Source organism: bacterium, assembly GCA_019912885.1.
Lineage (GTDB): Bacteria > Lernaellota > Lernaellaia > JACKCT01 > JACKCT01 > JAIOHV01.
The window spans coordinates 1-21,608 of record JAIOHV010000074.1; the positions used below are offsets into that span (position 1 = coordinate 1).

Sequence of the window (21,608 nt, forward strand, 5' to 3'; positions counted from 1 at the left end):
TCGCGCGTGCCGACGGACGCCGGCCGGCCCGGTGCGCGAGGCGCGGGCCGCCTGACGGCGCTCACCCGCTTGCTGCCGATCGGTGTGGCCGCGACCTACGTCGTTAACCAACTCCTCGGTTTTGCGAGCTTCGACGAGGATGCCGGAATTCTCGCGACGATCGCGCTTGATCACGTCGACAACGGGACACTTCCCCGGACCGGTCCGCCGATTTTTGGAAGCTGGCGGCTCGGCCCGCTTGCGCCGCTGATCATGATGGCGCCTGTGCGCCTGTCGCACGATCCACGCCTGGCGTACGTGTTGGTTACGCTGCTTGGCATCGCCGCCCTTCCGATCGTTTTCGCGGCGGCGAGACGCGTTCAGGCCGCCAACCTGTTTCCCCATGTGGCGACCGCGATCTTCGGCGTCTGGATGAACCTGTTCATCACGCCGATCCGGCCGGTCAATGCGACATTTCTTCCGATCTTCCTTGCCGGCGCATTCTATTTTCTGGTCCGGGCGGTGCGCGGCGAGCGCGGCGCCTTTCTTTTGGCCTGGGTGTTCGTCGGTCTTTGCGTGCAACTACACATGACCGCCTCGATCCTCGCGCTGACGATCCTGTGGTTCGCGTCGACGCGCGGCGTTCGCACGCTGCTGGCGCAGGCCGCGCTCGGATTCGTCGTGGTCGCGGCGCTTCACGTCACCGTTATCGCCAAGGCGTTATCCGGCGGAGCGCCGGCCGTCGAGGCCGCCGCCGGCGCCGCGGCCATGCGGGGAGATTTCGGCACGATGGCCGCCGCGCTCGCCGAGATCGCGATCGAGTGGTCTCTTGTGGGGGTTTTTGGCATCGGAGGTGTCGCGGCCATCTATCTTGTCCGCGGATTTCGCGGCGCCATCGCGTCGCGACGCCATCAAACACACACGGTTGGCGTGCCGCGGGTCGCGGCAACGCATTTGATCCTCGCCTCGGTCATCCTGCCCCTCCTGAAGGTCGTCAAGAACGCCGGAATTACCGATGTCGGCTACCTTATCGCCGTTGCGCCGTTTGTCGCCGTCCTGGTCGCCCAGGGCGCCTCAAGCGATGTCGCTCGCGTTCGCCATGACCCCGGCGCCTGGCCGCGCACGGTGCTGCCGTGGTTTGTCGCATCGATGATGCTGGTGATAGTCGGATCGTTCGTTTACGCGTCCGCATCGGACAAGCCGCCGCTTTGCCTGCATTGGAATGCGGTTCGCCTGTCCCGTCAGATGGAGCTTGCCGGCCACATCGACAGTCTGGCGCAAGGGCGCGGGTCCGGGGCGCCGCCGCCGAAGGCCGCCGGCGCGGACGTCGACTATCGGATTGAACACTTTCGGTACGTGACGGGCCGGTTCTCCGACGAACCCATGCTGTTTTCCCGAAGTCCCTACACCTATGAAGTCCTGCTGCGTTGGATGCGCGGCGTTCGTTACGGGCGCGACGCCGCCCCGAACCGGACGATCGGCGTCGTGCTGCGCCCGGCCGATATGCCGATGCCCGAGGCGATGCGGCACGCGATCAAAGCCGGCCGTCTTCTCGGCGAGCGGCGCGGCGAATGCACCACCGTCACGATTTTCGATACACCCAGAGAGATCGTGTTATCGCCATAGCCCCGCGGTTCTTGCGGGGCGGCCGCGATTCGGAGTAGACGGAGCGCACCTCCAAAATGTCTGAGTCTTCAATCCCGATACGGAGCGCCGAGCCGATCGGCGCGCGCGGAGTCCGGGTCGTCCGGTTTCTGTTCGTCGTCGTGCGCGTATTGCCGTTTGTCGTCGCGCTGCTTTTCGTGGAGCAGTATCTGGCCGGGTATTCCGTGTTCACCGAGGACTCGGGGCAGATGATGAAAGTTGTCCTCGACTTCGTGGACAACGGGGAGATCCCGCTTGCCGGCCAACCGTTTTTCGAGCGCCTGCGGCTGGGACCGCTTGCGACGTACCTCGCGGCGGCGCCGCTTGCGATCTCGCGGTCGCCGCGTTTTGCCTACGCGGCGTTGGCGCTTTTCGCCTTGCTGTCGTTGCCCGTGTTTTACGCCGCCGCGCGGCGCATCTCGACCGGCGACCTGTTCCCCGCACTCGCCACGACGGTCTTCGGCGTGATGATGAACCTTGCCGTTACCCCGTACCGGCCGGTCAACCGGGCGTATGTCCCGTTGTTTTACGCGCTGGCGATGTACTTTTTTTCGGGTGCTTATCGCGGGCGGCGGCTGCAGCTTTTCATGACGTGGGTCGTCCTCGGGATGTGCGTCCAGTTGCATCTGGCCACCGGCGTGCTGGCGTTGACGCTGCTCTATCACGCCGCCGCGCGCGGCGTACGGTTTATGGCCTGGCAATCTTTTATCGGCTTGTTCGTCATCCTCGCGATGCACGCCCCGGTGATCGTGGACCTGACCATGAAGCCTGGAACCGCCCCCTTCGAGGAACTGATAGCGTTGGCGGATGCCGAATTTCACCTGGCGCCTTCCGTCGCGACATACACGAAGATCGTTTTGGCCTGGATCGCGGGCATAGCCGCCACGTCGGGCGGCGTGGCCGTCATCTACCTCGTCCGCGGCGCGATGGCGGCTCTTGGTTTGATCCGCGACCGGTGGCGGTCGTTCGATATCGGCGTCTTGTCGACCGTGCACGTTCTTCTAGTCATTTTCGGACTCTCGGTCATCAAGGCTCTGAAAGACCCGACCGATATCGACGCCGGCTACGTGATTTCCGCCGTTCCATTTGTCGCGATCCTGGTCGCGCAGTCGGCGTCGCGTGACGTCGCAAGATTGACCGCGCATCCGGACCAGTGGCGAAATACCGTGTTGCCATGGTTCATACTATCCATTGTCGCATTGACGATTTTTAGCGCGGCGCTGGCGGTCCGTTGGACGCAGGTGCCAATCATGTGCCGGCACCGGGCCACGATGCGCCTCGACGATCAATTGAAAATCGCCGACGAGATCCAGGCAAAGACCGTTGGGCTGGCCCGTTTTCACGTAGAGCAGTTGCTGTTTCAGCCGGATCCGGAAACAGGCGAGCCCCGACTGCGTTCGCGCAGCTATCTGACGTACGAGGGACTTTTACGATGGACGAAACGCATGCCCCCGTTTTGGGAAAGGTCGGCCTCCTCCTTCATCGGCGTGTATCTCCGTCCGCGGGGGGCCGCCACGCCGGATTACATGGCGGCCCAGTTGATCGATTCGCGTGTCCTCTCGGAAATGCAAACCGGCTGCATGGACGTTACCATCTTTCAACAGCCGGGCCCGATACCGATTATCCCGTGAACCCATCGGCCCGCGGGTGCGCCGGCCGGCGAATCGAGAGGGATCATTGCCCATTTCCCATTTGACGAACGCCAATCGAACGCCGCTCGCCGCGGCGAATCGCGAATCCGGATCCCGCGCCGTCCGGATCGTCGATGCGGTCACCCGTTTTTTGCCGTTTGGCGTGGCGATCCTTTTCGTCGAGCAGATTGTGGCGGGATACGCGGTCTTCAACGTCGACGCGGGCGTCTTGATGTCGATCGTTCTGGATTTCGTGAAAGAGGGAAAAGTCCCGTTCGTCGGCCAACCTTTTTATGAGCGGCTTTACCTTGGACCGCTCGCGCCATTGTTGATGGCGGTACCGATCAAGCTCGCGATGAAGCCGTCGCTCGCGTACGCCTACATTGCACTTTTCAGCCTTGTCGCGTTGCCAATCTTCTTTGCCGCCGCGCGTCGCATCAGCGACGACCGTTTGTTCCCGTACGTGGCCACGACGATCTTCGGCCTGATGATGAATATGTGGGCCGCGCCCATCCGCCCCCTCAACACCACGTTCGCGCCGCCGTTTTTTGCCTTGGCGATCTTCTTTCTTGCCCACGGACTGAAGGGGCGGAAGATGGACATGCTGATGGCATGGGTTTGCATCGGACTTTGCGTGCAGCTTCATCTTTCGATCGGCGTTCTGGCGCTGACCGTTCTGTGGTATGCCGCCACGCGCGGGTGGCGGTCATTTCTGGCGCAAGCCGTCATCGGCGGCGGCGTCATCCTGAGCCTCCACGCGACGGTTATCGTCAACATGCTGACCGAGACCGTGCCGGTATTGGACCGCGTCATCAGCCCGGATTCCGCGCGGCCATGGGGAGTGCTGGGATGGGCATACGCGAAACTGATTTTCAGATGGATCCTGGCCGGCTCGGCGATGGTCGGAGGCGTGGGTGTCGTCTATCTGGCGCGCGGGGTGCGCGAAGCGTTCTCCAGACTGCACGCGCGATGGCGAACGGTCGACGCGGACACGTTCGCCGCCGTCCACATCGCCTTCGTATTCGCCATCCTTCCGATCCTCACCGTCGCCAAGGGGCATCGAAAAACAGGCTATATGATGGCCGCGGTGCCCTTTGTGGCCATCCTGATCGCGCGCGGAGCCTCGAGCGAAATCGAACGCCTGCGATCCGATCCGCGCCACTGGTATCGTTCGCTCGCCCCCTGGTTTGTGCTCTCGCTGGCGATCCTGCTTGGCCTGCATGCCGGCCGGGCGGCCGTTTGGGTGGAGAAGCCCGATCAATGCAACTACTGGCGCATGCTCCGCTTCGACGACCAGGTCTCGATCGCGCGCGCCATTCGCCGCGGCGCGGCGCAATGGCCCGGCTACCGGGTCGAGAGCTTCGTCTTCGCCTCCGAACTGGGCTCGACCGAGCCGAGACTTCGAGCCCGTGATACGGTCACCTACGCAACGTTGCTGCGTTGGGTCGAACGCATGCCGGATTTTCGCGACAATCCGCCGGAGCCGGTTGTTGGCGTGTTCGTCCGGCCGCAAGACATGCCGACGCCGGCAAAAATGGAGTCGCTCATGGCGGGCAAGCCGGTGATCGGCGATATCGCCACCGGGTGCCTGGCCGCGACGATCTTCGAAAGCCGCGTTCCGTTGCCGAATCTACAGCCGCCTTTCTAAGGCGGCGCCGGCGGGGGACGATCAGTTTTTGGGAAAGTCGGTTTTCCAAATGACGTTGCCGCGGATCGGGTCGCTTTCGAGCAGGGGATCCGAACGCACGCGCAAATCGAAAGTCACCCGGGCGTTACCCGGCGCGCGAAGATCGGTTCCTTCCACCTCCACCCGATTTGGGCCTTCCCGCAGCTGCGGAATCGAACCACACGCGTAACGCATGGTGAAATCGGCACTGGCGTCGATGGGCTCGGGGAGGAAAAACTCGACGAAATGCTCACGGCTCGGGGTGCGGCGGACTTTTTGCAGCGGGATTCGCGCCGGTCCGCGAGCCGGATCGATCTCGACGCCGCGCGGCGCCGTCATGCGGAACGCCGGAGCGTCCTTCGGCGCACGCACGACCGTCTCGATACCCGGGTAGGGGAGCTCGATCAAAATCGCGCCGGAGCCCACGAGGGTCCGGGTCATCGTCACGCGACAACCCGCGTTTCCGTGCACCTTGTCGGGGAAAAACGTCAATGCGTCGCCGGGTTCGAGCGCCCAGCTTGCCAGCGGAAAGCTCTCCGCATCGATTTTACCGCAGTGGTATTCCGCGCGATTGCGCAGACGCCAGCGCGCGTTCCAGCGGCTGATATCCTGGATCCGCAAGCGGTTTGGCGTGTTCGCGAACAGGTCGCCCTTGCGCAATCTTTGGAACGAGGCGATCGAGCGGTAGTCGTCGGTAAAAAACTGATTGGTATCCGGGTCGAACAGGTACGACTCGTCGCCGAGGAAAATCTCCGCGACGACGTGACCGTCAAGCCCGATGGTGCAGGCGCGAAGCCCGAGGCGCTGCGCGATCTCGGCGAGAAAACTCGAGGACGGCCCGCATTGCGAATACCCGTCGTAAAAAAGCGCCTGACCAAGAGACTTTGTGAAGTAGCCTTTTTCAAGCTCGTCGGTCCAGCCGTGGTAATGCTCCAGATGCCGGTGCAAAAATTCGTTCGCGCATGCGAGTAGCGCGACGGTGTTGTCCCCGAATTCCGCGCACTGCGCGAGGATTTCCTTGACCGATCCGTAACGGTTTTCGTTGTTGACGATCAGGCGCGGAAACGTGAAGGCGACACGGCCGGCATTTTCCAGGCGAACCGATCGAATTTCCGGCCGCGAACCGCTCGGGAAAAAGAGAAACCCTGGCGCGTCGTCGCCAACGTCGAGGTCGATCTCGATCGAAACGTCCCGCCCCACGCCGAACATATTCCAGAGTGCGAATCCGGTAAGAAAAACCAGCAACGGCAACGCGGCCAGGACGGCGAATCGCCACGCGCGTTTTGCGGCGCGTTTTGCGGTGCGGTTCGCCAATGCGCGTCCGACCGCGTCGCGAGTCCGGCGCGCGTAAAAGGCGATGTCACTCCGATGCATGCGACGCGCCATGGACGCGGTCAAACTCCGCTTCGAGGGCCGCATTCGTGCCGCGAATCCGATCCACGACAGCCTTGCACCATTCGAAATAGCCCGCCTTGCGTTCCGGGGTCCAACCCGGCGGCGGATCGTCCAGGATATCGCGCAGATTGCAAATCTTGTCCGCGATGCGGATCAGCCGCGCGTCGTGCGACAGCTCCGACGCCATCTCAAATTGCTTCTTTTTTCGCGACGGTTTGTCGAGCGTCATGTCGTCGGTCAACTCGTCGACGATCTCCCGCACGCCCCGGCCAAACTCGGCCTCGATATCGCCGGGAGTAACGTCGGTGTCCTCCACGACATCATGCAGCAGCGCGGCGGCGAGGACCGGAGCGTCCGACACGCCCGCCACGCGCACAAGCTCGTAGGCCACCTCGATCGGGTGATTGATATAGGGATACCCGGCCACGCCCTTGCGGACCTGACCGCGATGTTTCTGCGCGGCCAGATGAGCCGCGCGGATGACGATTTCGGCCTCGGCCATGGATCATCCGTCTTTGGCGAGGCGGGCGCGTGGCCCGCCGGGTCAATCCTGGGCGTCGAGCGGTCCCGAGGAAAGGCGCACGATATTCCCCGCCGTCTCGCGGGTGCGGTTCGCGAAATCGTCCGCCTTCGTCTTCGTGGTTTCGACGAACTCCTCCATGGTCTCCCGCGTCACCTCGGCAAGTGAAAGCGTTCGCGCACGCGCGTATTCCACGAACTCCTCCACGAGCCGCTTCTTGTGCTCGTAGAAATCGCCCGCCTCGCGCTGCGTTTCGGTCAAGGTCTGCGCGATGCGGTTCAGGTGCGCGTTGATGATCCCCGCGTCGAGCGCGCCCTCGCGGATGAGATTCTCGGTCAGCACGCGCGCGGGCGGCTGCCGCAGATCCCACACGAGACCAAACCACGACAGGACCTTGAGGACATAGTAGCTGACGTCGATCTCCCACCAGAAAAAGCCCTGGCGCGCGCTCGCGGCGTAATAGTGATGGTTATTGTGCCACCCCTCGCCGAGCGTGAGAAGGGAGATCAGAAACGAATTGCGGCTCGTGTCCGTCGTCGCGTAGCGCCGCCGTCCGAACACGTGCGCGAGCGAATTGACGGTGAACGTGCCGTGGTAGAGCAGCACGGTCGAAAGCGCGAAGCCGATGAAAAACGCCGACGGCCCGAACACCAGCAGCACGAAGGCACCGAGCAACGCCACGGGCACGAGGTTGTATTTCTGCAGCCAGCGCAGCTCCGGAAACTTCGCGAAGTCCTTGATGTATTCGTTCATCACGTCCTTGTATTTGTCGCAAAGGATCCAGCCGACGTGGCTCCACCAAAAGCCCTTGAGGGGCGAGTGGATGTCCTCGTCCGTGTCGGAGAATCGGTGGTGATGCCGGTGGTTGGCGGCCCACCACAAAACGCCCTTCTGGCCGCAGGTCGTCGCGCCGAACGCCATCAGGAACTGCATGACGCGGCCCATCTTGTAGCCGCGGTGCGAGAAATAGCGGTGGTAACCCGCGGTGACGAAAAACATCCGGATGTAGTACAGGGCGACGCAAAGCGCGACGTCAAACCAGCTAACGCCGGTCCATAACGCGCCAAGCGGCAGCAGATGCAAAAGGAAGAAGGGGACGCTCGAGAGCCAATTCACCTTCTCGTCGGCGCCGCGCACGACGATGGAAATCGGCATTTCCTTGGTGGACACGATTCGGACAAACCTCCGGAAACCTTGTTTTCTGGGCCAAGCCGCGGGGTGCGGGATACAGGCCGCCAACGTTGCCGTCCGGCGCGTCGCGGCCGCGGTTTTAACGGGGAGTCGCGCGATCCGATACCGAATTGGACGGCCCGTTATTTGTACCACAATTCGGCGATGCCGCCAAACCCGCGCGCGCTGCCGAATCGGCCATCGTCGCGTCACATTCCGGTCATGAAATCGACGCATGAGCTCCCTACATTCCGCGCGCCGTATGGACGGTGCGTTACCCCTTTGTTACGCTCCGGTCGCTCTCGGTTATTGGAACTCATTGAAAGGCCCGCGATGTCCGTGCCGCTTCCGCTTCGACGTGCGCTGACCGTCGCCTTCGTGCTGGCGCTTTCGCTTTTCGCCGCCGGCTGCCAGCGCGGCGAGGACGAGGATGACGCCGCCGCCGCGCCGGACGATCCGTTCGGCATCGACATCGCGCGGACGATCGAATCCCCCGGCATTTCGGCCGGCGCGGACGTGCTCGTCGATACGTGGGGCATCCCGCACATCTTCGCCGCAAACCCGAACGACGCGCTGCACATCCAGGCGTACCTCTCGTGCAAGGATCGCCTGTTCGAAATGGACATGGCCCGCCGTATCCCTCAGGGGCGGCTTGGCGAGTTGCTCGGCCAGCTTCCGGCTGTCGGGCCGATCGCCGCGGATCTCATCGTCCGCACGGTCGATCTGGATTTCCGCTCGATCATGATGGGCCCCGACGGCGTTCTCATCGCCGACCGCCTGATCGAAACGATGGACGAGGGCGTTCTCGCGCTTGTGCAAGCGTACGCGAATGGCGTCAACGAGTGCCTGGCCGACATCGTCGCCGGCCGAAACGGACTCACCGAACCGCCCGCCTACGAGGGTCTCGTGGCGGTCGATCCCGCCGTGCTCGAGCCGTGGACGCCGTACGACACCGTATCCCTTCTCATGCTCTCGCTCTGGAGCGCGTCAAACAGCGTCAGCCGCGAATTGGCCTTCGGCGAGGCGCTCGCCGCGCTCGGCCCGGAAAAATTCCTCGACTTCTTCCGCGGCCAGCCCGCCGATCCCACGACGATCCTGCCGGACGGCTTCGACTCCATCGACCCGCTCGCGATCGACGCCGCGCCGATCGATAAGGCGGCGCTCGTGCGTCGCGCGGACGAACTTCGCCCCGCGCTTGACGCCATCCGCGGCGCGCGCGAGCGCCTCGACGAGTTGCACGGGTTTTTCGGATCGCCCGGCTTCCACTCGAACTCGTGGTCGGTCGCCGGCGATCGCATCGCGGCGGACGGATCGTTTGTCGCCAACGACCCGCATCTCGATCTTCTTCACCCGCCGTTTTTCTGGATCGTCCACGTCGATACGACGCTCTACGGCGAGGGCGATCTAAACTTCGCGGGCCTCGCCATCGCCGGCGCGCCCGGCGTGCAGATCGGCCATAACGGCCGCGTCGGCTGGGGCGGCACGAACGCCTACATGGACACGTACGACGCCTATGTCGAAACGCTCGCCGACGGCGGCGAGTCGGTCGTCTTCAAGGGCGGGCCGGTGAAAATCTACAACGCGCAGCAGGAATTTTTCCGCGACATGACGCACGAAGCCGAGCCGCGAAAAATCCCCGTGCAAATCGTGCCGCACCACGGGCCGATCGTTCCCGGATCGTGCACGAAAACGCACTGCGTCAGTCTGAAATGGACCGCCCAGGAACCGGGCACGGAGATGCAGGCGTATCTCGATATCCTCTTCGCCAAGGACGTGGACGAGGCGCTCGACGCGTGGAGCCTGTATCGCAAGGGACCCTACAACTGGGCTGTCGGCGACGCGAGCGGCCGCATCGGTTTCAGCGCGGCGGTGGACATGCCGATCCGCGACAACTGGAAGGTTTACCCGCCGTACCTGCCGCTTCCCGGCGACGGACTCGCGGAGTGGGTCGGTTTCGTGCCCGACGAATTTGTCCCGCGCATGACCGATCCCGAAAGCGGGCAGATCGTCACCGCGAATAACGACATCATCGGCACGATGCTCGACAACGACCCGACCGACGATCCGCACTACTTCTATTACGACATGGACCTCGGCCTTCGCGCCGGTCGCATCGACCGCATGCTCACCGGACTTGGCGACCCGCTTTCGCTCGACGACATGGAACGTGTGCAGACCGATAATTTCAGCGTACTTGGCCGGCGCATCGTGCCGCACCTGCTCGACGCCGCGAACGTGCGTCCGGAGCTGGTGGACGGCGCGCGAGCCGAAGGTCTTGCGCGTCTTGCCGCCTGGAATTTCACGACGCCCACCGGCGTGACGCACGCCTGGCGCGACACGTGGCCGAGCGATGAGGAGATCGCCGAAAGCATCGGAGCCACGATCTTTCATTCGTTTTTCGGGCATCTCGCATTGCGTACCTTCGCGGACGAGTTCGAGGATGCGGGTCTCGATCTGCCCGGCCTGTCCGGCGGGCCGCAGTGGGAAGCGCGCTGCCTGCTGAAGCTCCTGGAAGACGTCGGCGCGCTGATCCACGGCGAGGCGTGGTGGGACGATATCCGCACGCCCGAGGTCGAGACGCGCGAGGAGATCGTGTTGGCGGCGCTCGGCGACGCGATGGACGAACTGTTCGAAATTCTTGGAGGCGTCACCGGCGAATGGCAGTGGGGACGCGTGCATACCTCCGAGTTTGGCCTGTCGTTCGAGGGCATCGAGATCCCCTCGTTCCTCTCGCCTGTGCTTGGCCCCGCGCCGCGCGGCGGCGGCACGTTCACCGTCAACGTCGCGAACGTCACGAGCCTCGTGGGCGACTACCGCGACGGCCACGCGCCCGGCGCGCGCATGGTGATGAACGTGGACGGCGAGAAAAACGAAAGCCGCGTCGTCATCCCCGGCGGCCAGTCCGAACGTTTCGATTCGCCGCACCGCGACGACCTGTTCGACGAGTTCCTTAACGACGCGTACATCCCGCTTTACTGGACCATCGACGAAATCGTTCCCGTCACGGCGGAACGCATCCGGTTCACCCCGGCATCCTGAATTTCGAGGAGTTCGAGCATGCGAAAGATTCTGGCGGGCCTGGCGATCACCGCGATCCTCGCGTTAGCGCAAGCAGCAAACGCGCAGTTCATGCCCGACACATGGCCGTTCGAAAACGAGGGCGATCCGGAGTTTTTCGTGCGTCCCACGGGGCGGCTCCTTGTCGGATACACCGCGTACAACCAGATGGACTACGACAAGGTCATCGCGTATCCCGGCTCGCCGGATGACGAGCGCGGGTTTGCGCTCAACAACGCCGAGTTGGGGTTGAATGGCCACGTCCTTTTCGACTGGCTCACCGTGAAGCTTCTCGGCGAGGCGCAAAATCGCGACGGCGAGCGCACGGATGTCGCGCTCAAATACGCCTTCATGCGTCTTCACTGGACGCACGAGAACTGGGAAGACGAAAGCTTCACCCCATATTTCGGCGGAACCATCGGCGCGCAGAAGATCCCGTTTTCGCGCCAGAGCCTCGCAGGCGAGGGCGATCTGCAATTCATCCGCCGCGCGATGGCGGTCGAGCAGATGCCGATCCGCTACGACGTCGGCGCCACCTTTGAGCCGTCGTGCGTCATCCGGAGCGGCGACGGGGATGAGATCGTCAGCCTGGATCTTGCCGGCGGCGCGTTCAACGGCCGCGAGGACAAGCAATACGGACGCGACGACAACGACAACCGGATGTACGTCGCCCGCGCGCGCGTCGACCTGTTCGGCCCGATGGAAACGGGCGAAGGCGACCTCACGCCGCTTGAGTCCGAGCGCGAATGGATACCGCAAATCTCCCTTGGCGCGTCTCTGCTGCAAAACAACGACCTGGGCACGATCGTAAAGGCGATCGGCTACGACGCCGAAATCCGCTGGGCCGGCGTTTCGGTTTCCGGCGAGATGATCGCCACGCGCTTTGAACCCGACGTCTCCGATGACATCATTGCGGAACAATTCGCGGACGACTGGGAAACCTCCGGCTGGCACGTGCAGGGCGGGTGGTTTGTCATCCCGCGCCACGTGGAACTCGCCGCGCGATACGAGGAATTCCGCCTGGAACTTCTCACCGACGACCTCGACGACCGCCTGCTCGCGAACACGACGGCGGGCCTGAACGTCCATTTCGCGACGCGGCATCGCCTGAAGCTGCAAGCCAACTACGTCTGGCGCGCCGAGCTTGAGGGCATGCCCGAGATCGACAACGACACCGTGACGCTTCAGGCGGGGCTGCAATTCTGATGAACGCGCGCACGCATCGGCGCGCGGCCGTCGCCGCGCTTGCGGCGGCCGCGCTGGCGCTTGTCGCCGCGGGCGGCTGCACCGAATCGGGGGACGATTTTTCCGTCGCGCGCGCCTATCGCATCACGAACCGCGCGCAGCTCATCGGCGGCGACAAGGCGCTTGGCGCCATCGGCGATATCATGCTCGAGAACGATCGCGTGCGCGTCATCATCAACGCGCATCCGACGAGCCTCGCGGCGTCGCGGCGCGGCGGTGCGATCATCGACGCGGACATCAAGCGTTTCGAGCAGCACTTCGATCCGTCGAAAGCCGGCAACGATCAGCTTGGCGAGATTACGCCCGCCATCGACATCAAGGGCTTCGGAATCGAGACGATTCCCGGCAGCGGGCCGCTTCTCAAAGTGCCGCAAGACGCGGTCGCCATCGTCGATAACGGCGGGGGCGGCGATGCGGCGGTGGTGCGCGTCAGCGGCGAGCTGTTCGATTTCCTCCAGCCGCTGGCCATCATCCCCGTGCCGCTAAACGGCCTGCCGCTGCGCGCCGAGACAACCTATTCGCTCGCCCCCGGCGACACGCACGTCGATATCGAAACGACGTTCCTCGTGCTGAACGAGGACGGCGGCGAACCCGAACGCATCTTCGACGTCGCCGTGCGCCCGCTTGAGCCGAACGAAGACCCGATCACGGCGATGATCGATTCCGTCGCGCTCGGCGACGCGATGTTCTTCGGCAACTCACTCGACATGTTCGGCCCCGGAGTTTTCGGGTTCGCGCCCGACTTCCAGATAGAGGAGTCCTACCTTCGCGGTGAGTCGATCCTCGCCTCGCCGCTTCTGGTCGATTGGGTCGCGGGCATCGGCGACGGCATCGGCTACGCGATGGTCGGCGACGAGGGGCCCATCTCGCTGCCGCTCATGGAGAGCATCCTGACGATCGGCTTCTCCGCGATCGCGCAGACCAACGACTCCACGCCCGAACCCGGCGCGCGCTACCGTTTCAAACGCAAGTTCGTCATCTCCGACGAAGACGTTGCGGGCCTTCTCGACGAGGTCGTGCGCATCAAGGGCTGGCCGGCCGCTCGCGTTAGCGGCCATGTCTTTTTCGAGGGCGCGTCCGAGCCCGCGTCGGGCGTGCAGGTCCACGTATTCAAGCACCCGCGCTTCACGGATTCGGGCGAATACGTGCGCCTTTATTACGACTACGACAAGATGAACGAATCGCTCGCCGCCCTCGACGCGGGCGCGGTAACAGCGCACCGCCTACTTCCGTTGTCGCGATTCACGACGGACGCGGGGCGCTTCGATGCCGCGAAGGACGGCAGCTTCTCCGGCTTGCTTCCGGTCGATGAGGCGACGGGCCGCGAACGCTACATCCTCCTGGCGACGGGTCCCGGTTTCACGCGAAGCAAGCTTTATCCCATCGAGGTGAAGGCCGGCGGCAATAAAGAAGCGGCGCTCATTCTGGAGGCGTCCGGCGCGGTGAATTTCCGCGTCGTCGGGCTCGATGCGCAAGAGCGCCCGACCCCCGCAAAGGTCACCGCGATTCGACTGTCCGACGGCGGCACGCCCGATCCGTTCATCGGCGAGGGATTCTTTCCGGCGAACGAGGTCGCGGTCGTGCACACGCTCGACGGAACGGGCGAGATCACGCTTTCGCCCGGCGAATATCGGCTCGTCGCGAGCCGCGGGCCGGAATATTCGATCGACGAGGCGACGGTCACCCTCAAGCCGTTGCAAACCGAAACGGCCATCCTCTACATCGAACGCGTCGTCGATACGTCCGGGTGGATCGCCGGCGATTTCCACCTGCACACGATGCACAGCGTGGACGCGGGCGCATCCATTTCCGGGCGCCTGAAGTCCGCGATGGTGGAGGGCGTCGAGGTCATCGCGTCAAGCGACCACGACTACATCACGAACTACGCGCCGGAACTCGAACAGCTCGGCGGGCGCGATCTGCTCTACACCCTCGCCGGCGACGAGCTGTCGCATCTGTCTTACGGACACTTCAACGGCTATCCGCTGCGCTACGGCGAGGGCGAAATCGCGGGCGGCGCGCCGGACTGGAAGCAGCCGAGCCCGTCGGCCGAACTGCCGGACGGCGGTCCCATGCCCGAGTGGACGCCGCAGGATGTGTTCGACGGACTACGCGCGCGCGGCGATCGCGGCCTCATCAACCAGGACCCGATCGTCATCGTGAACCATTCGCAGGAAAGCATCACCGGCTATCTGCGCGCGTACGGTTTTCTGCAATATCGCGGCGTCTTTTCCACGCCGGACATCTTCACGCTCGGCAATCCCGTGATCCACGGCGGCGCGCTGTTTTCGACCGACGCGAGCGAGTCGTTCTCGTGGGACTTCGACGGCATGGAACTGATTAACGGTAAGCGCTACCAGGACATCCGCACCGCGACGGACGAGGACCGCCGCCACAGCGAGCTGTTCCAGCCGCGCCCCGCGGATTCGCCGTATCTGCCGGTGCTCGTGCGTACGGGCGAGGAGCAGGCGCGCATCGAAACAGGCGATCTCATCCTTGACATGACCAATCGCGGCATGATCGACGACTACTTCACGATCCTCGCGCAAGGCAAGCGTCTCGCGGGCCTGGGATGCTCCGATTCGCACGACCTCAAGAACATCGAGACTGGTAAGGCGCGCACGTACGTCATGATGGACAACGACGATCCGCGTTTCGTGAACGTGAACGAGCTGATCACGAACATGAAGCACGCGCGCGCGATGGTTACCACCGGCCCCTTTGTCGAGGCGTGGGTCGACGGCCACCCGATCGGAGACGAGTTCACCGCCGCGGGCGATGTGGTAGGCGTGCGCATCCGCGCCCAGGCGCCGCCGTGGATGGCGCTCGACCGCATCGAGATCTACGGCAACGGCCGGCTGATCGGCGAGATCGGCCGCGACGCATCGGGCATCGCGCTTGGGTGCGACACCGAGGGTTTTGCGATCGCCGGGCGCGGCAAGGTGGATCGCTTCAACGCGAGTGTCCCCTGCGCGCTCGACGCCGACACGTTCATCAATGTCGTCGCCATCGGTTACGAGAGTATGACGCCTGTCGTAAACCCGATCGAAGGACCGTCGATCGAACTGACCGACACGCTGCTTTTGGGCATCAGCCAGCTTTTGCAACGCTGGACCGGGCTCGACATCGGCAACCCGCTGCCGCAAAGCGGCATTTTCGCGCGCAATTTCGACTACATGCCCTATGGCATCACGAACGCGATTTATATCGATCTCGACGGCACCGACAGCGACGGGGACGGCTACCTCTACGACGGCCCCGGATTCGTGCCCGGCTATTTCGACGAGGACGACGCGCCGCGCCACAAGGCTCCCGCGCTCCCGTCCGACGCCGCGCGCCAGGCGACGGTCGACGCGCTGCGTTCCGATCCGAACGCCGGCGCCGCGATGCTTGCCGCCCGCATACGCGCGCGCTCGTTCACGTCGGGCTTGTTCCTTCCCAAGGACGCGCCCGGCGACGCGATCGACGTCGAAGACGCCAAAAATGATGAAGGCGGCGACTTTGAGCGGATGACCTGCGGTGGATAGGCCGTAGCGTACGTCGCCAAGCCACTCCCGTTGGAATTGCGACCTCGTGATGGCCTTCCAGCCTTCCAGTCTTTCAGCCTTCCGGCCTTTTACTCGACCATCCGCCAGGCGACCGCCGCCGCGATCATCGCCGCGCCGAGCAAAAGCACCGCCAGGTCCGCCGCGCCCGCGCGGTATTCGAACATCGACGTCCGCTCGCCGGGTGCGCCGAAACCCTTGGACTCGAGCGCAAGCGCCAGCCCGTCCGCGTTGCGCAACGCGGCCACAAGCACCGGAACGAGGATCGACACATACCGCCTCGCGCGCGTGAGCACGGACCCCGCATCAAAATCCACGCCGCGCGCGATCTGCGCGGTCTGGATGTGCCGTGCGCTTTCCAGAAATAGCGGCGTCAGCCGGAACGCGAGCGACAGCGCGAACGACGCGCGATAAGGCACGCCCAGGCGCTCGAGCGCGAAACTCATCTCCTCGATGCGCGTTGCGGACAGGTAGATCATCGCCGCGAGAAGAAACGCGAGAAGACGCAGCGCCATCGCGACGCCGTGCGCGATCGACCCCGGCGTCACACGCACGAACAGCACCTCCAACAGCGGCGGATCGGGCGCGGGGAAAAATACGGACCACATCACAGTTGTCGTGAAAAAGAACACGACGACAAGCGCGCGGATGCGCCAGACGGACGCGAGCGCGCGCGACGCCGCCGCGATCGCGGCGTAACACGCGACGACGATGGCCATCGGCCCCGGATCGCGAACGATCATTGGCGGCACGCACAGCAGCACCATAAACAGCGTGCGCGTCACCGGATGCCGCCGGCCAAGGAAAGACGCATCGGTGACGAAAAAGCCTTTCACGCCACGCCTCGCGAAAGCCGCGCCGCCAACTCCTCCGCGTCGCGCGCGCGTACGCCCAGGCGGTGCGCCAGCGCCACGGCGGGCGGCGCCGCCAGATGCGCGCGGGCCAGCGCATCGCGGTTGCCGAACACGTCGAACGTTTCGCCCTCGGCGATCACGTTTCCGGCATCCAGCACCAGCGCGCGGTGCGAGTGCCGCGCCGCGATCTCCATGACGTGCGTGATCATGACAACCGCATGCCGGCGCGCGGCCAGGCGCTCCACCGTCCCCATCAGCGCGTCCTGCTCCGCGGCGTCGAGCCCCGTCGTCGGCTCGTCGAGAAGCAGAAGGCGAGGGCGGCACGCGACAACGCACGCCAGTGCGAGCTTTTTGCGATCGCCCTTGGTCATTGTGAACGGATCGCTGTCCGCGCGCGCATCCAGGCCGACGAGCGCCAGAGCCTCGCGCGCGCGCGTCTCGATTTCGCCATCCGACGTGCCGATCTGCAAAAGCCCGAAGGCCACCTCGTCAAGGCAACTCGCGCGAAAAATCTGATGATCGGGATTCTGCACCACGATGCCGACAAGCCGGGCGCGTTCCGGCGGGCGCACGCCGCCGACCGCGCGATCGCCGACGACAGCCTCGCCGCCCCACGGCTTCATCAGGCCCGCGAGGTGGCGGATCAGCGTGGTCTTTCCCGATCCGTTCGCGCCGAGCAGCGCGACAATCTCCCCCTCGCGCACGGAAAGATCGACGCCGCGCAAGACCTCCACGCCGCGCACGTAACCCGCCCGCAATCCGCGCACGCTCGCGACCACATCGCCCGGCGCCGCATCTGCGATGTCTGTGCCGCGACCGTCGTCAGAGCCGCGACCGCCGTCAGAGCCGCGAAGGCCATCGGAGCCGCGACCGCCATCAGAGCCGCGACCGTCAGGGAGCGGGTGGCTTCGAAACACGCGGGACGCCTGTGCTCCCGGATCAGAGCCGCGACCGTCAGGGAGCGGGTGGCTTCGCCCCAGCACCTGGGCCGCCTTCTCCACATCGCGCGGCAACGCGTCGATCCCAAGCCGCTGCGCCAATTCGTCGATTTGCGTCGGACGCAGTCCCCGCACCGCCAGCGCCGCCGCGTCGGCAAACAGCGTGCGCGGCGCGTCGCTTGCCGCGACGCTTCCCGCGTCGATCAGGTGTGCGCGGTCCGCATCCTCGACGAGCGAAAGGTCGTGCGTGATCAGCATGATCGTCCGGCCTTCGGCGCGCATCGCGCGGATTGTCGCGGAAAGCTCGCGGGCCGCGGCGGGATCAAGATCGGTCGTCGGCTCGTCGAGCACCACGACGGGCGTATCCGCCGCAAGTACCGACGCGAGCGCGAGCCGCTGCTTCTGTCCGCCGGAGAGTGTCGCCGGTTCGCGGTCGATCAGATCGGATAGGCCAAGTTCCGCGAGCCGCCGCGCCGCCGATTCGCGCATGCGCGCGGGCGGAAAGCCGAGATTCTCCATGTAGAACGCCATTTCGCGGCGCACGCTCGTGGAAAAAAGCTGCGTCTCGAAGTCCTGAAACACCATGCCCACCACGGCGGACATCTCGGCGCAGGTGCGTCCCGCCGTATCCTCGCCGCGCACGCGGACGGCGCCACGCATGTCGCCTCGATGAAACGCGGGCACGACGCGGTTGATCGTGGAGGCGAGCGTCGACTTGCCCGCGCGATTGCGCCCGATGATGCCGTGGAACGCGCCTTCGGGAATGTCGAGGTCGACGCCGGACAACGCATCGGCTTCCGCGCGCCGATACCGAAAGGAAACGCCGGCAAGCGTTATGGCCGGCGCGCCGCTCACGTCAGAGCAGCGCGCAGCCGGCGAGGATCAGCGCGACAAACGGCGCCACGCCCGCGCCGACCGCCGCCGTGCCGCTCGGTCCGGCGAATCCCGCCGCGCCGAAGTCCGCGCCAAGCGCGCCAAGCGAAATGACGTTGCCCGTCGCGAATCCGCCGACCGAGCCGGCAATCAGGAGCGCAAGACCGAGATAGCGAAACCGCCCTCGTCCCGTGTCGGTATTGTCGAGAATCTCGTGCCACAAAAGCCCCGCGCGTTCGACGCGGCGGTGCGTCAGGGCGATGCCGGGAAGGGCGAGCGCGACAGACGCGAGCAGGTTGTTCAGAAAGATGATGTTTCCGAGCGCCGCGAAAGGCGCAAGGCCGAGCAGATCCGCGCCCCATCCGATGATGGTCGCGATCGAAAGGCACGCCAGAACGACGATGCCGCCGGCGAGAAGCCAGTCGATGGCGCCGCGCGCGCCCGGCGGCGACGCGCCCGCCAGCGCGCGCCACGCGGCGTAGGGCACGAAGCCGTACACGAAGTTGCCGACAAACCCGGGGATACTGCCGGGCCCGAACATGCCTCCGAGGATGTCGCCGATCAGATTGCCGAACGCCGCGCCGAACGCGCCCGCCGGCCCGAACAGAAAGGAAAACAGCACGGGCACCGCCGCGCCCGGCCGCGCCTCCGTCAGCCCCGGCACGATGACTGCGATCTTGAACGGGATCAGCACCGCCACGTAGCACGCCGCGGAAACGGCGACGAGCACAACCATCCGCGTGTGCCGCCACATGGAAATAAGCTCTCTCATGAGCAAGTGCTGATAGCATCGAAGACGGAAATAGGAAATAGGAATTAGGAAATAGGAATTAGGAATCAGGAATTAGGAATTAGGAAAGACGCGCGTGTCAGGCAAGCAGAAGTCTGATAAATCCAAAGACACGGATAGCCAAGTCGCCGCCTTGCGACGCACTATTTTCTATTTTCTATTTTCTATTTTCTAACTCCTGCGACCTACCCCCCGATCTCCGTCATGCTCTCGCGCACGCGGCCAACGAACGCCACCGGCGTCGCCTCTCGCTGTGCATCCCAGCCGTCGCGCGCTTTCGCCCACACGGCCTCGCGAAGGCGCGTTTCGATCGCGGCGTCGCCGGAGCCGTCGCGCAAAAGCGCGCGCAGATCGAATTCGCCGCGCGCGAACAGGCAGTTGCGAATCCTGCCGTCGGCCGTCAGGCGGATGCGGTCGCACGCGCCGCAAAGATCGCGCGTGTAAGCGGGGATGACACCGATCGTCCCGCGCGCGCCCGGCAGTCGAAACGCGCGATGTTCGGTGCGCGTGCCGCCGGCGTCCTCGATATCCGGATACGCCGCGTGCAGGGCGTCGACGATCTGGCCGGACGTCACGAATCGCCCTGTTCGCCAGATCTGGTGGCTGTCAAACGGCATCAGCTCGATGAAACGCACGCTCACCGGCATCTCGCGCGTCAGGCGCGCGAACGCGGCGATCTCATCGTCGTTCATCCCGTGCAGCGCAACGACGTTGATCTTCACGCTCGCGATGCCGGCGTCGATCGCGGCGGCCAGCCCCGCCATCGCCGGTCCAAAAGCATCGCGCCGCGCGATCTGGCGATAGCGCGCGGCATCGAGACTGTCGACGCTGACATTCACGCCGGACAAACCCGCGTCGGCAAGCGGGTGCGCCAGCTTCGCCAGCAGCAGCCCGTTTGTCGTCAAATGGACCGACGCAATGCCGGAAGTCCGCGAAGCGTCGGCCACGAGATCGGGAAGATCGGGGCGCAACGTCGGCTCGCCGCCCGTGAAGCGGATTTTCGAGACGCCAAGCCGGGCGCCCACGCGGATGACGCGCCGGATTTCGTCGCCGGAAAGGCGTTCGCGTTCGGGCGTCAGCGGTAAGCCTTCTTCCGGCATGCAATACACGCACCGCAGGTTGCACGCCTCGGTCACCGCAATGCGCAGGTAGGTGAACGTCCGGCCGTGTTGGTCGACAAGCGGCCCGGCCAGGGGCATTGGCGCGGGCATGGATATCGGTTCCGGAAATGCCATGTCGATGTTTACGTCCTGTCGCGCGGCGACGTTGCGCGCGCGATCGTGCGTTCAGCGATAGCCGACGGCAAAGGTGTCGTGGAGATTGCCCATGCTCGTCGGGTGTTCGTCGAACGCCTGCCACACCGAGCCGACCTGCGTGTACACGGCGCCGATGCTGCCGGTGCGTTGGCGGCTCGCCAACAGCGCCGTGTCGCCGTCGATGAAGCTCACCGCGGAGATGATGCTGTTCGACGCGAACGACGCGGCGTGGATTTTCCGCGTCCAGCTAAAGCCGTTGAAGTTCCATTCCTCGAGGTGGTTCGATTTGATGACGAAGCTGCGCACGTCGGTGTCCGACAAGGCGTAAATGTTCGAGAACCACCATTGCACGCCGTCGCCGGGAAACGCAAAGACCTCAAGCCACGACAGTCCGTCCCATACGAGCGAGTACCCTTTCGTGGTCGTTGCGCCCTTCTCGAGGATCGAACCGAGCGTCACCGCGAAAAACGTCGAAGGCGCGGTCACGGTCGTGAGTTGCGCGAAGTTCTCCGCCGGGGTGTCGAATCGTGTCCACGCGAATCCGTTGTAGCCGAGAATGAGCGTCTGGTTGTTCGCGTCGTCGAAGCCCACCGCCCAACCCTTGGTCGTCGAAAAAAACGACACACTATCCAGGCGCCACGGCTCGACGAGAACGGGCGGAGTCATGGGCGTCACGCCGCCCGGCGCCACCTCGAAGATGATTCCGCGCGCGCCCGTCGGTCCCGTCTGGTTGCCGACGATAAACGCCTTGCCGACATCCACCACCGCGACGTCGACGAGATCCCAGTTGTCCGGGAGAAACGGCAGCGTCACCGCGCCCGCCGTTTCGCCGATGAGTTCGAAGGCCGCGCCCACGTTCGCGTCGTGCTCCTGACCGACAATCATGCCCCAGTCATCGTCGCGCAGGTAGTCGATGGCGTTCAGCCGGATATCCTCGGCGAACGGCAGCGTCTTGCGCGTGACGCGTCCGTCATGCACGACGCCGAAAAACGCGGCGGTTTGCGTGTTCGTTTCGCCGACGACAAATCCGTATATTTGGGGGTCG

Annotated in this window: 15 protein-coding genes; 6 read left to right on the forward strand and 9 right to left on the reverse strand. The window is 64.6% G+C overall.

Annotated features, from left to right (window positions below):
* Positions 1 to 1,605 (forward strand): hypothetical protein (locus K8I61_06285; GenBank protein ID MBZ0271624.1); only part of this gene is annotated, 1,605 nt, incomplete at its 5' end.
* Positions 1,606 to 1,673: 68 nt separating this feature from the next.
* Here the strand turns inward: K8I61_06285 and K8I61_06290 are convergent.
* Positions 1,674 to 1,889, reverse strand: a complete 216-nt coding sequence (locus tag K8I61_06290) for a hypothetical protein (GenBank protein MBZ0271625.1) — start codon at positions 1,887 to 1,889, stop codon at positions 1,674 to 1,676.
* 96 nt (positions 1,890 to 1,985) lie between these two features.
* On the opposite strand from K8I61_06290, the gene K8I61_06295 reads away from it, so the two are divergent.
* Together K8I61_06295 and K8I61_06300 are read left to right on the forward strand one after the other, a co-directional pair.
* Positions 1,986 to 3,254 (forward strand): hypothetical protein, encoded by a 1,269-nt coding sequence (locus tag K8I61_06295; GenBank protein ID MBZ0271626.1) that lies wholly within the window; start codon positions 1,986 to 1,988, stop codon positions 3,252 to 3,254.
* Positions 3,255 to 3,300: 46 nt separating this feature from the next.
* A complete protein-coding gene (locus K8I61_06300; protein ID MBZ0271627.1) occupies positions 3,301 to 4,902 on the forward strand; it encodes a hypothetical protein in 1,602 nt (533 codons plus the stop codon).
* Positions 4,903 to 4,923: 21 nt separating this feature from the next.
* On the opposite strand, the gene K8I61_06305 is transcribed toward K8I61_06300, so the two are convergent.
* Genes K8I61_06305 through K8I61_06315 form a run of 3 tightly spaced genes read right to left on the reverse strand, consistent with a single transcriptional unit; the run spans position 4,924 to position 7,990 of the window.
* On the reverse strand, positions 4,924 to 6,234 hold the full coding sequence (locus tag K8I61_06305; protein MBZ0271628.1) for a hypothetical protein: 1,311 nt from the start codon (positions 6,232 to 6,234) through the stop codon (positions 4,924 to 4,926).
* 46 nt (positions 6,235 to 6,280) lie between these two features.
* Positions 6,281 to 6,817 (reverse strand): HD domain-containing protein, encoded by a 537-nt coding sequence (locus K8I61_06310; protein MBZ0271629.1) that lies wholly within the window; start codon positions 6,815 to 6,817, stop codon positions 6,281 to 6,283.
* Positions 6,818 to 6,859: 42 nt separating this feature from the next.
* Positions 6,860 to 7,990, reverse strand: coding sequence for an acyl-CoA desaturase (locus K8I61_06315; GenBank protein MBZ0271630.1), 1,131 nt, complete (start codon positions 7,988 to 7,990; stop codon positions 6,860 to 6,862).
* 348 nt (positions 7,991 to 8,338) lie between these two features.
* Here K8I61_06315 and K8I61_06320 point away from each other — a divergent pair, with 348 nt between their 5' ends.
* From K8I61_06320 to K8I61_06330, 3 genes are read left to right on the forward strand one after another with little or no spacing between them, the layout of a single operon-like run.
* Positions 8,339 to 11,044, forward strand: coding sequence for a penicillin acylase family protein (locus K8I61_06320; protein ID MBZ0271631.1), 2,706 nt, complete (start codon positions 8,339 to 8,341; stop codon positions 11,042 to 11,044).
* Positions 11,045 to 11,062: 18 nt separating this feature from the next.
* Entirely contained in the window at positions 11,063 to 12,268 is a 1,206-nt protein-coding gene (locus tag K8I61_06325) for an OprO/OprP family phosphate-selective porin (GenBank protein MBZ0271632.1), read from the forward strand.
* On the forward strand, positions 12,268 to 15,834 hold the full coding sequence (locus K8I61_06330) for a hypothetical protein (protein MBZ0271633.1): 3,567 nt from the start codon (positions 12,268 to 12,270) through the stop codon (positions 15,832 to 15,834). The genes K8I61_06325 and K8I61_06330 overlap by 1 nt, the downstream gene beginning before the upstream one ends.
* A gap of 89 nt (positions 15,835 to 15,923) precedes the next feature.
* Here K8I61_06330 and K8I61_06335 read toward each other — a convergent pair whose 3' ends face one another.
* From K8I61_06335 to K8I61_06355, 5 genes are all read right to left on the reverse strand, one after another.
* Complete coding sequence (locus tag K8I61_06335) at positions 15,924 to 16,688, reverse strand: energy-coupling factor transporter transmembrane protein EcfT (protein ID MBZ0271634.1); 765 nt, start codon at positions 16,686 to 16,688, stop codon at positions 15,924 to 15,926.
* Complete coding sequence (locus K8I61_06340; GenBank protein MBZ0271635.1) at positions 16,685 to 18,499, reverse strand: energy-coupling factor ABC transporter ATP-binding protein; 1,815 nt, start codon at positions 18,497 to 18,499, stop codon at positions 16,685 to 16,687. Before K8I61_06340 ends, K8I61_06335 begins: the two co-directional genes overlap by 4 nt.
* A gap of 1 nt (position 18,500) precedes the next feature.
* Positions 18,501 to 19,253, reverse strand: a complete 753-nt coding sequence (locus K8I61_06345) for a QueT transporter family protein (GenBank protein MBZ0271636.1) — start codon at positions 19,251 to 19,253, stop codon at positions 18,501 to 18,503.
* Between the two features lie 239 nt (positions 19,254 to 19,492).
* Positions 19,493 to 20,518: a GTP 3',8-cyclase MoaA gene (gene moaA / locus K8I61_06350; GenBank protein ID MBZ0271637.1), complete on the reverse strand. Its 1,026-nt coding sequence runs from the start codon at positions 20,516 to 20,518 to the stop codon at positions 19,493 to 19,495.
* Positions 20,519 to 20,593: 75 nt separating this feature from the next.
* Positions 20,594 to 21,608: hypothetical protein (locus K8I61_06355; protein ID MBZ0271638.1), on the reverse strand; the 1,015-nt coding region annotated here is incomplete at its 5' end.